The organism is Streptomyces sp. 71268, from assembly GCF_029392895.1.
In the GTDB taxonomy this organism is placed as follows: domain Bacteria; phylum Actinomycetota; class Actinomycetes; order Streptomycetales; family Streptomycetaceae; genus Streptomyces.
This window is the reverse complement of record NZ_CP114200.1, coordinates 1,811,825-1,824,717: the sequence shown is the minus strand read 5'-3', so window position 1 is coordinate 1,824,717 and position 12,893 is coordinate 1,811,825. Positions and strand designations below refer to the sequence as shown.

At 74.2% G+C, this 12,893-nt stretch carries 12 protein-coding genes and 1 riboswitch; of the genes, 7 read left to right on the top strand and 5 right to left on the bottom strand.

Annotated features, from left to right (window positions below; genetic code table 11):
* Positions 1-89: 89 nt before the first annotated feature.
* A riboswitch (cobalamin riboswitch) is annotated at positions 90-306 on the bottom strand.
* A gap of 558 nt (positions 307-864) precedes the next feature.
* Positions 865-1,377: an NUDIX domain-containing protein gene (locus OYE22_RS06615; RefSeq protein WP_277319538.1), complete on the top strand. Its 513-nt coding sequence runs from the start codon at positions 865-867 to the stop codon at positions 1,375-1,377.
* Positions 1,378-1,434: 57 nt separating this feature from the next.
* Here OYE22_RS06615 and OYE22_RS06610 read toward each other — a convergent pair whose 3' ends face one another.
* On the bottom strand, positions 1,435-2,820 hold the full coding sequence (locus OYE22_RS06610) for a carotenoid oxygenase family protein (RefSeq protein ID WP_277319537.1): 1,386 nt from the start codon (positions 2,818-2,820) through the stop codon (positions 1,435-1,437).
* 436 nt (positions 2,821-3,256) lie between these two features.
* Between OYE22_RS06610 and OYE22_RS06605 the strand changes: the two genes are divergently transcribed.
* Positions 3,257-4,180: an LLM class F420-dependent oxidoreductase gene (locus OYE22_RS06605; RefSeq protein ID WP_277319536.1), complete on the top strand. Its 924-nt coding sequence runs from the start codon at positions 3,257-3,259 to the stop codon at positions 4,178-4,180.
* Between the two features lie 49 nt (positions 4,181-4,229).
* Here the strand turns inward: OYE22_RS06605 and OYE22_RS06600 are convergent, their stop codons facing one another.
* Together OYE22_RS06600 and OYE22_RS06595 are read right to left on the bottom strand one after the other, a co-directional pair.
* Positions 4,230-5,189: a LysR family transcriptional regulator gene (locus OYE22_RS06600; protein WP_277319535.1), complete on the bottom strand. Its 960-nt coding sequence runs from the start codon at positions 5,187-5,189 to the stop codon at positions 4,230-4,232.
* A gap of 363 nt (positions 5,190-5,552) precedes the next feature.
* Positions 5,553-5,765, bottom strand: a complete 213-nt coding sequence (locus OYE22_RS06595; protein WP_277319534.1) for a hypothetical protein — start codon at positions 5,763-5,765, stop codon at positions 5,553-5,555.
* 565 nt (positions 5,766-6,330) lie between these two features.
* Between OYE22_RS06595 and OYE22_RS06590 the strand changes: the two genes are divergently transcribed.
* Positions 6,331-6,519, top strand: a complete 189-nt coding sequence (locus OYE22_RS06590) for a CDGSH iron-sulfur domain-containing protein (protein WP_348652267.1) — start codon at positions 6,331-6,333, stop codon at positions 6,517-6,519.
* Between the two features lie 112 nt (positions 6,520-6,631).
* Here the strand turns inward: OYE22_RS06590 and OYE22_RS06585 are convergent, their stop codons facing one another.
* Positions 6,632-7,690: an iron-containing redox enzyme family protein gene (locus tag OYE22_RS06585; protein ID WP_277319532.1), complete on the bottom strand. Its 1,059-nt coding sequence runs from the start codon at positions 7,688-7,690 to the stop codon at positions 6,632-6,634.
* Positions 7,691-7,872: 182 nt separating this feature from the next.
* Between OYE22_RS06585 and OYE22_RS06580 the strand changes: the two genes are divergently transcribed.
* The 4 genes from OYE22_RS06580 (at position 7,873) to OYE22_RS06565 (ending at position 11,772) form a co-directional block, all read left to right on the top strand.
* The gene (locus OYE22_RS06580; protein ID WP_277319531.1) at positions 7,873-9,018 is read left to right on the top strand and encodes a YbdK family carboxylate-amine ligase; all 1,146 of its coding nucleotides are present in this window, start codon (positions 7,873-7,875) and stop codon (positions 9,016-9,018) included.
* A gap of 148 nt (positions 9,019-9,166) precedes the next feature.
* On the top strand, positions 9,167-9,997 hold the full coding sequence (locus OYE22_RS06575; protein WP_277319530.1) for a 2OG-Fe dioxygenase family protein: 831 nt from the start codon (positions 9,167-9,169) through the stop codon (positions 9,995-9,997).
* Positions 9,998-10,065: 68 nt separating this feature from the next.
* Positions 10,066-10,815, top strand: a complete 750-nt coding sequence (locus tag OYE22_RS06570) for a HemK2/MTQ2 family protein methyltransferase (RefSeq protein WP_277319529.1) — start codon at positions 10,066-10,068, stop codon at positions 10,813-10,815.
* 123 nt (positions 10,816-10,938) lie between these two features.
* Positions 10,939-11,772, top strand: a complete 834-nt coding sequence (locus tag OYE22_RS06565; protein WP_277319528.1) for an SDR family NAD(P)-dependent oxidoreductase — start codon at positions 10,939-10,941, stop codon at positions 11,770-11,772.
* Between the two features lie 78 nt (positions 11,773-11,850).
* Here OYE22_RS06565 and OYE22_RS06560 read toward each other — a convergent pair whose 3' ends face one another.
* Positions 11,851-12,579 (bottom strand): TetR/AcrR family transcriptional regulator, encoded by a 729-nt coding sequence (locus OYE22_RS06560; protein WP_277319527.1) that lies wholly within the window; start codon positions 12,577-12,579, stop codon positions 11,851-11,853.
* Between the last annotated feature and the right edge of the window lie 314 nt (positions 12,580-12,893).

The window sequence follows — 12,893 nt, the reverse complement described above, 5'->3', positions numbered from 1 at the left end:
GGAGGGGGCGGTTCGGCGGGCGCGACGCCCGGTCAACCGCCTGTACCGCCGACCCAGTCCTCGAGGTCACCGTGCACAGCACGCGCGACAAGAGCGCGTGCGCAGTTGGCAGGTCTTCGGACTCGTGGAACACCTGCCGGACTTCCGACGGGCACCTACTGACCGCCGCGCACCGAGACCCTGGGGCCGGGCGCGCCGACGGCGTTCGCTCACACTCACCGTTGCGGGACAGTCCCGGACTCACACCGGGTTCCCTCTTGCGCCACGCCACTGGACGTGGCGCGAACCGACTGCGCGTATCAGCGTAGGGGCGCTCGCGCCACTTGCGACAGGGTGTGTTCCAGCCTTGTCCTGATGCGGCTGGGTGATGTGAGGCGAGTGGTGTGCGAGGTACGCGAGGGGGTTGGCCCGTCGGTGCCCTGGTCATCGGCGACCGCGTCGTGGCCGGTCAGCCGCGTCCGCCCGGGCGCGTACGGGACGTTGGCCGTACGCGCCGGGGGCGGGACGTGCCTCCTGGCGCGCGGCGCACGGCCTCGCAGGCGCCCGCCAACTGCGGTATCGCGCCGGGCCCGTGGGCACCCTGGGGCGCTCGGGCCCTGCGGGTCAAGCGGGTCGATTGAGCCGTGACCGAAAGGAAGCGGCCGCTGTGCCCGTGCGGGCACTCGCCGGACGGCCCTCGCGCTCGCGGTGCCCTCGATCCCGTGGCGGCTTCGCTCTCGCGGGAGCCGGCGCCGACCTCGCGGGCGGGCCGCCCGCGCCGCCTGGCGTCACCCCCTTGGCGCCGCGCCGTCCATGATCGATAGTTGCGCGGAACCGGTTGCCCCGCGACCGCCCCGCCACCCCTCGCCCTTCGGAGGCCCACCCATGGAAACGTCCACCCGCACGCGCGTGTCGGCCTACGCCATCGCCACCACGGCCGACCAACTGCTGTTGACGCGCCTCTCCGACGTCTCGCCCGTCTTCGCCCCCGGGCTGTGGCACCTGCCGGGCGGCGGCATCGACCCGGGCGAGCAGCCACAGCAGGCACTGGCGCGGGAGGTGTACGAGGAGACCGGCCTGGAACTGCTGGACGCACACCTGGTGGGCGCCCGGAGCTACGCGGCCGACCGACTCGGCGTGCGCTGGCACCTGGTGGGCCTCTTCTACGTCGTCACCCTGGCACCGGGCCCGTTGCGCGTCACGGAGCGGGACGGGGCGACCGGCGCGGTGCGCTGGCTGCCACGTTCCGGCCTCGCCCCCGCGACCCTGTCCCCGGCCGCGCGCGACGGCCTGGCCCTGCTCGCGACACCGGACGGGCCCGGTGGCCCGACCGGCCCGGCCGACCCGACGCCGGACGGGCACCCCGCGCCTCGGGACGCCTCAGCGCCGCGTCCCTGACCTCCGCCCCACGCCTCACGCCGCGCGTCCGCGCGCACCGCCCGGCCGGCCCGTCACTCAGGCCGCACCCTGGCCGGGCAGGTCGCTGTCGTCGATCCACGAGCCGTGGATGCCGCCCGGAACGCGGTGCGGGAGCTCGACGGTCGCCAGCGGGCGCGCCCCCAGGTCGGCGGCGTCGAGGACCAGGAGGCGCGAGGTGTCGTCGGCGAGGTCGCTGACGAGGGTCAGCAGATAGCCGTCGTCCTCACCGGTGCTCCCGTCGGCCGGTACGAACACCGCCTCGCCCGGCATCTGCCCCGGCCCCAGGCGCGCCAACTCCCGGGCGCCAGCGGCGTGGTCGTACTTGACGACGGCGTACCCGGTCAGCTCCGGCCCGGGGAACGCGACCCCGTACGTGAACCGGTTCGCGCTCCCGGCGAACTCCTCGTTGATCGTCGGGAACTCGCTGACCAACCCGTCCAGCGGCTGTTCCGTGGCGCGCCCGGTGGCCGGATCGAGGACCCAGCGGTGGGCGGTGGCGCCGACGACCGGATCGGGCGCGTGGCCGGGCGCCCCGGTCCACCACTTCCAGGACTGCTCCCACCCGGCGCGGTCGTAGCGCGGCCCCGTCAGGACGACGCGCCCCCGCTCGTCCTCGTACGCGTTGGCCACGTGCAGCAACGCCCCGGGCGCCACCTCGTACCACCGCACCACCGCCGGTCCTGAGCGGGGCATCACGCCGATGCGCGGCGGGTGGTCGTCGCTCCAGCGGTACGGGATGCCCGACGGCTCGGCGGGGTCGAAGACCACGGGGAGGTCGAGCCAGACGACGTGTCGCGCGGTGAGCCCGAAGTCGTGCATCAGGGTCGGACCGGCGCCGGGGACGACCTCGCTGCGCACGATCCGCCCCTGCGCGTCGGCGACGTGGTAGACGAGGTACGGCGGCACCGGGCCGTAGCCGAAGAAGTGCAGTTCGCCGGTGGCCGGGTCGGTCTTGGGGTGCGCGGTCATGGCCGTGGTCAGCGCGCCACCGAAGTCGAAGGCCCCGACCGTGTCGAGCTGGGGCGTGACCTCGTAAGGGAGGTTCGCCTCCTGGAGGGCGAGGATGCGGCCGGCGTGCTCGACCACGTGCGTGGCGGCGCTGCTGACCCGGGGGTCGGGGACGCCGTCCGGGCCCTTCTCGGGGGCGCCTTCGAGGGCGGGGGTGCGCACCCAGCGGTTGCGGTACCACTCCGCGCGCCCGTCGCGCAGCCGCAGCCCGTGGAGCATGCCACTGCCCCGGAACCAGTGTGTGGGCGTGTGGCCGGGCTTGGGGTTGTGACCGTTGCGGAAGTACCGGCCGTTCAGCTCGGGCGGCAGGGTGCCGTGCACGGTGAGGCCGTGCGCGGTGACCTCGTCGACCAACGGCGTGTAGTGCCCGCTGACGTACGGCCTGGGTGGTGTGGGGGTGGCTGGGGTGAACATGACGGTTCCCCTTCGCTGTGAGTGTGTGATTGATAAGTCACTGATGGAGGTGTGGTTGAGTGCTGGCAGTGGCGTGAGGCGGCGTTAAGTGCTCACCGGATCCGTGTGGTGCGGGGGTGGTCGTTCGCCGTGCTACGAGTCGGGCGGTCGGCTCTGCTCGCGGGTGTTGGCTGTGGCGAAGTGTGGCTAAATCGCCTGCGAAACTGCGGTGTTGAGTTCGTCCGCCGGGTGTGCTTCTGGTGGCGTGCCGTCTTGCGTAGGTGAGGGAGGTGCGGCGGTTGTCGACCTCCGTCGGCTCGGCCGTCCGTCACGAAGAGTGCGTGACGGGCCGGTCGAGATTATGAGAGTAATAAACCACTCACACTTTGCGTGGTCAAGCGTCATCTGCTGATCGGCGGGCGGAATGCGCGATCCGCCGTTGTGGGTTGGGGCTGACATGACTGTGGGACTCGCACTCAACGCGGCGGACGCCGCCAACCAGATCGACGCCACCGTGGAACTCGCCAGGGAGGCCGCCGCCGCGGGGCTGCGGTCGGCCTGGTTCGGCCAGACCTTCGGCGCCGACTCACCCCAACTGGCCGCCATCGTCGGGCGCGAGGTGCCGGAGTTGCAGGTCGGCACCTCGGCGATCCCCGTCTTCGGGCGACACCCGCTGCCGGTCGCGAGCCAGGCCCTCACGGCCCAGGCCGCCACCCACGGCCGCTACCACCTCGGGCTCGCGCTCGGCACCAAGCTGTTGGCCGAGGGCGGTTTCGGCATCCCCTTCGAGCGGCCGGTGGCCCGGCTGCGGGAGTTCCTGACTGCCATCCGCCCCCTGTTGGAGACCGGTAGCGCGGAGTTCCGCGGCGAGTTGCTCTCGGTCAGCAGCCCGATCCCGTCGCGGGTCGCGGGCGCCGAGAACGGCGTGCCGCTGCTGGTCGCGGCCATGGGCCCGCAGGCGCTGCGGGTCAGCGGCGAACTGGCGGACGGCATCCTGCCGTTCCTGGCCGGCCCGCGCGCGCTGGCCGAGCACATCGTTCCGGCCGTGACCAGGGCGGCGGAGGCGGCCGGCCGCCCGGCGCCACGGATCGTGGCGATCGCGCACGGCGTGGTCACCGACGACGTCGACGGCGTGCGTGAGACGGTCGCCGAGCAACTCGCCTTCTACGAGCAGATCCCGTCCTACGCGCGGGTGATCGAACTGTCCGGCGCGCGGCGCGCCGTGGACGTGTCGGTGATCGGCGACGAGTCGGCGCTCGCCGCCGAGGTGCGCCGCTACCGGGACGCGGGCGCGACGGAGGTGGTGTTCTCCGGTACGGAACTCGCGGGCCCGGCCAGCCGCCGCCGCACCTGGGCGGTGCTCGGGGAACTCGCGGGCTGACGGTCCCCGTACGGCTGTTTCGTCTGCTTCGCCGGGTTACCGCGCCCGCCTAAGCCCGTTGCGCCAGCCACCACGCGTCGTAGGCCCGGCTGCACCCGAGCCGGTCGTCGTAGGCGGCGGTGAGGTGGTGCAGGATCTCGTCGAGGTGCTGGTGGGCGATGCTGTGCCGCCGGTAGAGCAGGCGCAGCTCCAGGCGGAGCGGGTCGCCGGCGAGCGCGCGGATGGCGATGGTGCCGGGGTGGTCGGTGCTGGTGCTGAACGCCGGCGCGACGGCCCCCTGGTCGGTGATCAGCTCCAGGACGGTGAACAGGCTGACCGTGCTGTGCCGTTGGTCGAGCGAGACGGCCGCCTCGTGGCACACCCGCCGCAGGTAGCTGGTCCACATGGTGTGGCCGGGCGGCTCGTCGACCCAGGGGTGGCCGGCGAGCCGCTCCAGCGGCACCGGCCCGTCGCCTTCGGCGAGCGGGTGGTCGTGGGCGAGGGCGATGAAGACGGGCTCGCTGGCGTGCACCGTCACACCGGCCACGGGCTCGGGCACGGTGAGTTGTCCGGTCGGCGGTACGTAGACCAGGGCCAGGTCGCACGCCCCGACCGCCAGCCCGTCCACGGCGGTCTGGGCGTTGAGGTCCTCGCGGAGTTGGACCTCGGGGCACCACGGCAGGCCGCGCAGCCGGCGAGCGAGCGCGACGTGGGGGTAGCCGCAGTGGCCGCCGATGGTGAGCGGTTCCCGCGCCCCGCGCCGCGCGCCCCACGCCTGGGCCCGCTCGCGGATGCCGCTCATGCCCCGCAGCACGCTGTGCGCCTCGGCGAGCACGTCCGCGCCGAACGGGGTGGGCACCGACCCGTGCTTGCTCCGTACGAACAGCGTGTCGCCCACGCACCGCTCGATCCGCTGGAGCAGCTTGGACAGCGCCGGTTGGGACATGCCGAGCTGACGCGCGGCCAGGGTGAGGCTGCCGGTGTCGCTGATGGCGGCGATGACGCGCAAGTGCCGGACTTCCAGTTCCACGCGAACCTCCCGTGCGACCGCGGCCCGTCTGCCAGGCCCCGGCCCGTGGCCGACGTGGGGCCGGTCAGCCACTGTGCGCGACCGGGGGCCGCGCGGGGTAATCCCATGTCGCCATCAGGAATGCCTATACATCCCGTCGGCCGCCGTGACGCGACCCGCGGCGGCCGAGCTCGAACCCCCATCGCACTGTGCGCGGACCACGGCCTGCTCGGCGACGCGCGCTGCCACCGCCACGCGGGCCCGCCCCGACAGGTGGACGACGGAAGCCAGGGCGCGACGAAAGCCGGTGGACGACGAAAGCCGGGGCACGGACCGCGTGTGCGGTCGCGTGCCCCGGCGGGGGGATTGGGCCCTGCGCGCTTTTCAGGCGTGGCGCGAGGCGGTGGACGAGGAGTAGGACTCGCTGGGGGAGGAGCCCTCGGTGGTGCGGTCGCTGAGATCGCCGAGTGCCTCGGACTGGCTCAGCGCCTTGCCCCAATCGATGCCTGGCAGATCGCTGTGGACCAACGGAGCGCCCACAGCCGTGGCCGCACCCGCGACCACAGATGCCACGGTGAACAGATCGAGCATCTTCATGTCCGGACCAACGGTCGACGGCACGGCAAGGTCACGCCCATTTAGCACCCGATAGGACTGGTTTACCCACGTCGACATGTCCTCTTCGGCCGCTGTGTCCCACCCGTCCCACTCGCCCCAGCCTGTCGGTGGGCGGCCTGCGGCGCGGCGTACGACGCGCGGCGGGCACCCGGCCGGGGGAAGGTCGGGTGGCGGGCCCGGCCGGGTGTTTGGCCGGGGCCCGGTCGCGGTACTCGGCGCCCGTGTTGTCCTCTCCGTGTCACTCGCCCGTACGCCGCCCGTGCCCCCGACCCCGGTCGCGTGCCGCGCCCGCCCTCGCGGGTCCCTGCCTGTCGGGTGGTGGGCCGCGATGACGGGCGCGCCCGGGGGCGACGGCGAGGGGCGCGCCTCGCGCGGTGGGGCGCCGGCGACACCGCGCGCGGCAGCGTCCGCCGCCCCGACGGCCGACCGGTGCGGACCGCTCGGCGCGGGCACGTCGGATGAGGCGGTTGCCGCATCCGCCACCCCGCCCTCACCCGTGCGAGAGGCGTCCTCGCCCGGGCGGGAGGCGCGGCCGACGCGTGTCGTGGTCGTCCCGGAGGGGCCGCTGCTCGTTGACGGGCCGGTCGAGGTGGAGCTGGGTGACGGCCGTGTCGTGCGCTCGGACCGCCCGCAGGTGGCGCTGTGTGTCTGCCGGCGCAGCCGGTCCTACCCCTGGTGCGACACCAGCCACCGCCGGCGCGGCCCACACCGGCGGGCCACGCCCGAAGACTGACCGCCGGGCACGGACCCCACCGGAGCCGGAGCCGCCGCACCACCCTCGGCCTCGCGACGTGCGGACCGCCGCCCGCGCGACGCGGGGCGGCGGTCCGCCGGCCGGTGGCCCGTCAGCGCGCCCCGGAGGGCGTGAGGGGCCAGCGGAGTGAGGAGGCGCCGGCCTGCCAGCGGTCGCGTATCCACGCAGAGAACCGGCCGTCCACGAAGTTCGCCGCCTGGATGCCGAAGACGACCTCGCCGCGCAGTTCGGGCTCCTCGTCGAGCAGCCCGCCGATCACCTCGCGGCGCATGAGCTGCTCGTGCACGGCGTCGGCCTCGACGTGCTCGCTGTAGAAGGTGCGGCACGCCTGCGGGGCGCCCAGCCGGTCGAGCACCTGGAGCATCCGGCGCGCGCCGGGCGACGAGGCGATCTCGCCCGCCGCGAAGTGCCCGACCAGCGCGGCCCGGTGGGTGCGGTGCAGGCCGAAGTAGGACATCAGGTTGACCACGGCGAGCGTGCTGCCGGGCACGGCCTCCACGTACCCGCCGTACCGGGCGTCGAGACCGGCCGCCGCCAGCAGGTCGGCGAAGAGCCGGGAGTGCACGCGCTCGGCCCGGCCCGCGCCGAACTCGTCGTACTCGACCGCCACCAGCGCCGCCTTGGCCCGCCCCGTCAGCCGGGGGATCACCCACGCCTGCGGGTCGGACTCCTTGAGCTGGTAGATGGAGCGGTGCGCGAACAGCTCCCGCACCTGCTCCCAGGTGCCCTCGCGGCGCAGTTGGTGCGAGAGGCCCGAGCCGTCCACCGGCTCGACGAGCAGCGCCTCCAACTCCGCGTCGAGGTCCGTGCCGCCCGCCACCCCGTCCCGTACCCGGTCCAGGAAGACGCGCTCCAGCGCCCCGCGCAACCGCAACAGGTCCACCTGCCACTCCCAGTCCGGGTCCACGCCCGCGAAGCCCTGGTAGTGCAGCTCGTAGCAGGTGTGCAGCGCGAGCTGGAGGTCGTCGCCGAGCGGGTCGGCGCGGGAGACCACGCCGAGCGCCGCCGCCACCTGCCCCTGGCACCCCTGGTCCACGGGGCCGCGCAGCACCGTCGTCACCAGCTCGGACAGGGCGCCACGGGCCGCTGGCAGCGGGGCCGCCCGCGGCGTCGGGGTCGGGGGAGGCGTGGCGAGTTTGACGGGGATCATGGGCGTCCTCCAGGAGTGGCCAGGTTCGTTCCGAGTGCCCCGGTGCGCCCGGTCCACGCGTACGGGTCGCCCTGACCAGCCCGGGGCCCGCGCGTCGGCGCTCCGGGCGCGCCCGGGCCGTACCTGTCCCCGATCGCCGTGCGTGCCGCGACAGTGTGGGGACGGCGGGCAATGCTGGGGCGGTGAACGGTAGCGAGGAGGCCGGATGCGGGACGTGGGAGGCGACGGACGTGCCGACGGTGGGCGTGGAGGAGGAGTACTTCGTGGTGCACCCGGAGACCCGGGCCGTCGAGCCGGCCGGGCCGCGCGTGCTCGCCCGGGCCGCGGCGGATCTCGGCGACGCGGTCTCGGGTGAGTTCACCGCGTACCAGATCGAGGTGAAGACCGAGCCGTGCACGACGTCGGCCGAGGTGCACCGGGAGCTGACGCGGCTGCGGGCCGCCGTGGGGCGCGCCGCGGCGGCAGAGGGGCTGCGCGTGTGCCCGTCGGGCACGCCGGTGCTCGGCGGCGCGGACCCGGTCGTCGTCGGTGACCACCCGCGCTACCAGACCAGCGTGGACCTGTTCCGGTCGATGATGGACGACTACGCCATCAACGCGCTGCACGTCCACGTCCACCTGCCCGACCGCGAACTGGCCGCGCTGGTCGGCAACCACCTGCGGCCCTGGCTGCCGCTGCTGGTCGAGATGAGCGCGAACTCCCCCTTCCACGGCGGCCGGGACAGCGGTTACGCGAGTTGGCGTTCGGTGATCCGGGTCCGCTTCCCCTGCCTGGGGCCGCCGCCGTACGTCGACTCCTTCGCGCACTACGAGCACACCGCGCGGGCCATGGCCACGGCCGGCGCCATGCCCTTCGGCGAGCTGCCGTTCTGGGACGTGCGCCCGCACCCGACGCTGCCGACCCTGGAGGTGCGCTGCATGGACGTGCCGGCCGACCCCGCCGACTCCGCGGCCCTGGCCGCGATCGTGCGGGCGCTGGTGGTCACGGCGGCGGCGCGGGTGCGCGCCGGCGACCCGGGCCCGCGCGCGGGCGGGGAGCTGCTGCGCTCGGCCTACTGGTACGCGACCCGCGACGGCTGGCCCGGGCTCGGCACGGACGCCGTCACCGGCGACGTGCTGCCCGCACCCGAGCGCGGCCGGCGGCTGCTCGCGCACGTCGGCCCGGCCCTGGACGCGCACGGCGACCGGCAGGTGGTCGCGGACTTCCTGGACCGGCTGGGGCGCCACGGCTCCGGGGCCCACCGGCAGCGGGCCGCGGCCCGTCGGCCGGGCGGCCTGACCGCCGTGGTGGACGACCTGATGCCGGCGGCCCCCGGGGACGGGCGTTGACCGGGACACCGCGTTCGGCGCCAGGTTCACCGAGACGGTCGTACTGACCGGGCGTCTTCTGGGTACCCGTGTGAGCCTGCTAGGGGCGGTGCCCACCGGGGATCGGGCGGGACGACAGCGACCCACTTGGCGGCACTGGAGGAGTCGTATGGAGAACACACCGACCGTGCACAGCCCCGCTCCCACCGCCCCCGTGGCGGCCGGCGGCCCGGGTGACCTGCGACGGGACGGCTACGCCCGCTACCGCCCGGAGGACCTGGGCCTGTCACTGGCCGCGCACGCCGGGGACCTGGCACGGCTCACCGCGGCATACACGGACCTGCCGGCCGACCCGTACGCCCCGACGACGCACCGCTACCGTCGGTACTCGCACGCCGTCTACCTGCCCTGGACGCGGCAGCTCTCGTTCGCCCCCGGTGCCCCGGACGCCACGTACGGCACGGTTACCGAGTACTGGCAGGACGGCCACAACCCGGAGTACCCGGACCTGCGGCGCCGGCTGCCCGACATCCCCGCCGACCTCCAGGCCAACGCGCTGCTGCTGCACCTCATCCACGCCGACCTCGCGCAGGTCGACTGGGTGGCGGACCTGCGCCGGGTGCCGCTGTACGTCGGCGTGCACCTGATCAAGCTGGCGGTCACGGACCGGAGCCAGGTCGCCGTCTCGTCCCCCGACTGCCTGCACCAGGACGGCGGCTCCCGGGCCACGTTCACCTTCGCCCACCTGGTCAGCTGCGCCAACGTGGCCGGCGGCGAGAACGTCATCGCCCGCCCCGAGTGCGCCGGCAAACGCCCCGAAGAGGTGCCGCCCGAGGCCCTGCACGAGCGTTTCACGCTGCGCGAACCGCTGGACGGCTACGCCGTGCACGACCACCGGGTCAGCCACTATGTCGCCCCCGTACGGCTCGGCGCCGACTCGGGCCACGGCGATCGCCGCATCCTCATCATCGGCCTGGCCCCCTACGCGCCACGGCTGTGAGCCCCCGGCGTACCCCGATCAGTGACAGCACCGGCCACGCGGGCGGTGCACGACCCAAGGAACGGCAGGTGGGCACGGTGTTGGTGAAGGCATGGGGCGTGTACGGGCCGCAGGGGGACTCGCTGCTCCTGCAAGAGGCGCTGCACCGGGCGTCCGTGCCCAGCGGCGCGCACGCGTTGGACGTGTGCACCGGCACCGGGCTGATCGCGCTGACGGCGGCCAGACTGGGCGCGCTGCGCGTACGCGCCGTGGACACCTGCTACCGCGCCGTACTGACGGCCCGCTGCAACGCGTGGCTGAACAGGCTGCCCGTCCACGTCGAGCACGGCGACTTCCGCTCCTGCCTGACGCACCGCCAGCGCTACGACGTGATCACGGCCAACCCGCCGTACGTCCCCTGCCCGGCGGACGCCGACCACGAGCGGGGGCAGGCCCGGGCCTGGAACGCGGGCCTGGACGGCCGGCGCTACCTGGACCAACTCTGCGCCATGGCACCGCACCTGCTGACCGCGGAGGGCATGCTGCTCATCGTCCACTCCGCGCTGTGCGGGCCCGAGCGGACCCTCGACCTGCTCGGCCAGGCCGGTCTCAAGGCGTCCGTCGTGGCCCGCCGCCAGCAGCCCTTCGGCCCGGTGCTGCGTTCCCGCGCCGAGTGGCTGACCGAGCGCGGGCTGATCGAGCGGGGCCAGCGGGAGGAGGAGTTGGTGGTCATCCGCGCCGACCGGGTGCCACCCGCCCCCTGCCCCCACCCCCACCGGGGGCGCACGGGAGCATTTGGGAGCGCCCTGAACCCCGGCGGGCTCCGACCGGCCGCCTAGGCTGTTCGATATGAGCCTGCCAGCCGACCCGCCAACGACACCCCCCGCTGCCCCAACGGCAGCACCTCCCGTCGCCCCCGCGACAGCGCCCCCGCCGCTCCCGCGACAGCGCCCCCTGCCGCTATGCATCTCGATCTCAGCGGGCGCACCGCGCTGGTCACCGGCGCGGCCAGCGGCATCGGCCGCGCCTGTGCGCTGCGGCTGGCTGCGGCCGGCGCACGGGTCCGCGCGGTGGACCGGGACGCCGACGGCCTCGCCGCCCTGCACGCCGCGGCCACCGGGGCCGGAACCGGAGCCGAGGCCGCAGCCGCGACCGGGGGCGTCGTCGGGATCGGGGTCGGGGCCGGGCCGTTGGCCGGTGAGGTCGAGCCCTACCCACTCGACCTCACCGACCTCGACGCGGCCGAGCGGGCGGCCGACGGCGTCGACGTGCTGGTCAACAACGCCGGCATGCAACTCGTGCGTCCCCTGCACGAGTTCCCGCCCGAGGACTTCGCGACCATGCTGACGGTCATGCTGACCGCCCCGTTCCGGCTGATCAGGGGCGCCCTGCCGCACATGTACGCCCAGGGCTGGGGCCGTGTCGTCAACATCTCCTCCGTGCACGGCCTGCGGGCCTCCGCCTACAAGTCCGCCTACGTGGCGGCCAAGCACGGCCTGGAGGGCCTGTCGAAGGTCACCGCCCTCGAAGGCGCGCCGCACGGCGTCACCTCCAACTGCGTCAACCCCGGCTACGTGCGCACCCCGCTGGTGGAGCGTCAGGTCGCCGACCAGGCCGCGACGCACGACATCCCGGCCGACCGGGTGGTGACCGACGTGCTGCTCACGCGCCCCGCCGTCAAGCGCATGGTGGAGCCCGCCGAGGTCGCCGAGGCCGTGGCGTACCTGTGCGCCCCGCAGTCCTCGATGATCACCGGCAGCTCGCTCTCGCTCGACGGCGGCTGGACGGCGAGCTGACGGCCGGCCAGCGACCCGCGCGCCGGGCGTGGTCGTCCGCGCGCGGACGGGGCGCCGGGCCCCCGCGTGGGCCGGCGGCTACGTCTCGGCGCCCCGCGGCTCCGCTTCCGGCGGTACGGTCTCCTGCGGTTCGGCGGGTGGCTCGGGGAGCCCGAGGATGCGCCGGGCGCTGAGCACCATCGTGGTGCGCAGCGCGAGTTCCTCCGGCTTCGTGTGCTCGCGGCTGAAGAGCATGTAGCAGTTGCGCTCGACCATCCAGTGCGCCGCCACGGCCAGCGCCCGCGCGTCCCCGCCCGGTTTGACCAGCCCTCGGGCGCGGTCCCGTTCCAGCATGGCGGCCAGCTCGTCGGCGCCCGCCTCCAGCACGTCCCGCCACGCTATGCGCGCCTCCAGGTCCCGCCCCACGTAGTCGATCGCGGCACAGAACAGGGAGCCGTGCTCCACCCAGGTGTCGAGAACGTTGTTGATCAGCCCTTCGAGCGAGGCCTCCAACGTGATGTCCTCGTTGCCCGCGGCGGCCGCCGCGGTCGACAGCATGCTGCCCATGACGCGCTGCACGGCGGCGTCGATGATGGCCTGCTTGCTGTCGAAGTAGAAGTACACCGAGGGGCGGGACAGGCCCGCGCCCTTGGCGATCTCCTCGATGGTGATCTTCCTCGCCGGTCGGTCGCGCAAGAGGCGGACGACGCTGTCGAGGATGGCTGCCTCCCTGCGGTCCCCCCGGCTCAGGCGGGGGCGCCTGCGCCCCCGGACCCCGGCCGGGGGAGGCAGCGTTCTGTGCGCTGCTTCGTCCCCGTTGTCGTCCATGCGGCTCACCGTAGCTGTTCGAATGGCGCGTAACGCAGTTTCGACAAAACTCAACACGGCGTTGAGTTTTGCCCCACTGGCATGTGATGCTCGTAGGCAGAGGCGGTGGTGTCGGGGGAAGCACGCAAACGGGGGGCTCGCCGCCGCCTCTTCCAACTCGCGCTGCCCCGAGACCGTTTGGTCTCGGGAAGGCGCCCCGGGCGGAGTCGACGCGACGCGTCGGTGACTTTGGCGAACGGGGGGTCGGCGGGGGATTCTCCCGCGTCGACACGGCCGTTGAGTCACCCGACGGCCATCGCCGAGACAACGCGCCG

Excerpts from the sequence above, each read along its gene's own strand:
- OYE22_RS06615 (WP_277319538.1), top strand. The coding sequence starts at position 865 with ATGGAAACGTCCACCCGCACGCGCGTGTCGGCCTACGCCATCGCCACC.
- OYE22_RS06610 (WP_277319537.1), bottom strand. The coding sequence starts at position 2,820 with ATGTTCACCCCAGCCACCCCCACACCACCCAGGCCGTACGTCAGCGGG.
- OYE22_RS06605 (WP_277319536.1), top strand. The coding sequence starts at position 3,257 with ATGACTGTGGGACTCGCACTCAACGCGGCGGACGCCGCCAACCAGATC.
- OYE22_RS06595 (WP_277319534.1), bottom strand. The coding sequence starts at position 5,765 with ATGAAGATGCTCGATCTGTTCACCGTGGCATCTGTGGTCGCGGGTGCG.
- OYE22_RS06585 (WP_277319532.1), bottom strand. The coding sequence starts at position 7,690 with ATGATCCCCGTCAAACTCGCCACGCCTCCCCCGACCCCGACGCCGCGG.
- OYE22_RS06575 (WP_277319530.1), top strand. The coding sequence starts at position 9,167 with ATGGAGAACACACCGACCGTGCACAGCCCCGCTCCCACCGCCCCCGTG.
- OYE22_RS06565 (WP_277319528.1), top strand. The coding sequence starts at position 10,939 with ATGCATCTCGATCTCAGCGGGCGCACCGCGCTGGTCACCGGCGCGGCC.
- OYE22_RS06560 (WP_277319527.1), bottom strand. The coding sequence starts at position 12,579 with ATGGACGACAACGGGGACGAAGCAGCGCACAGAACGCTGCCTCCCCCG.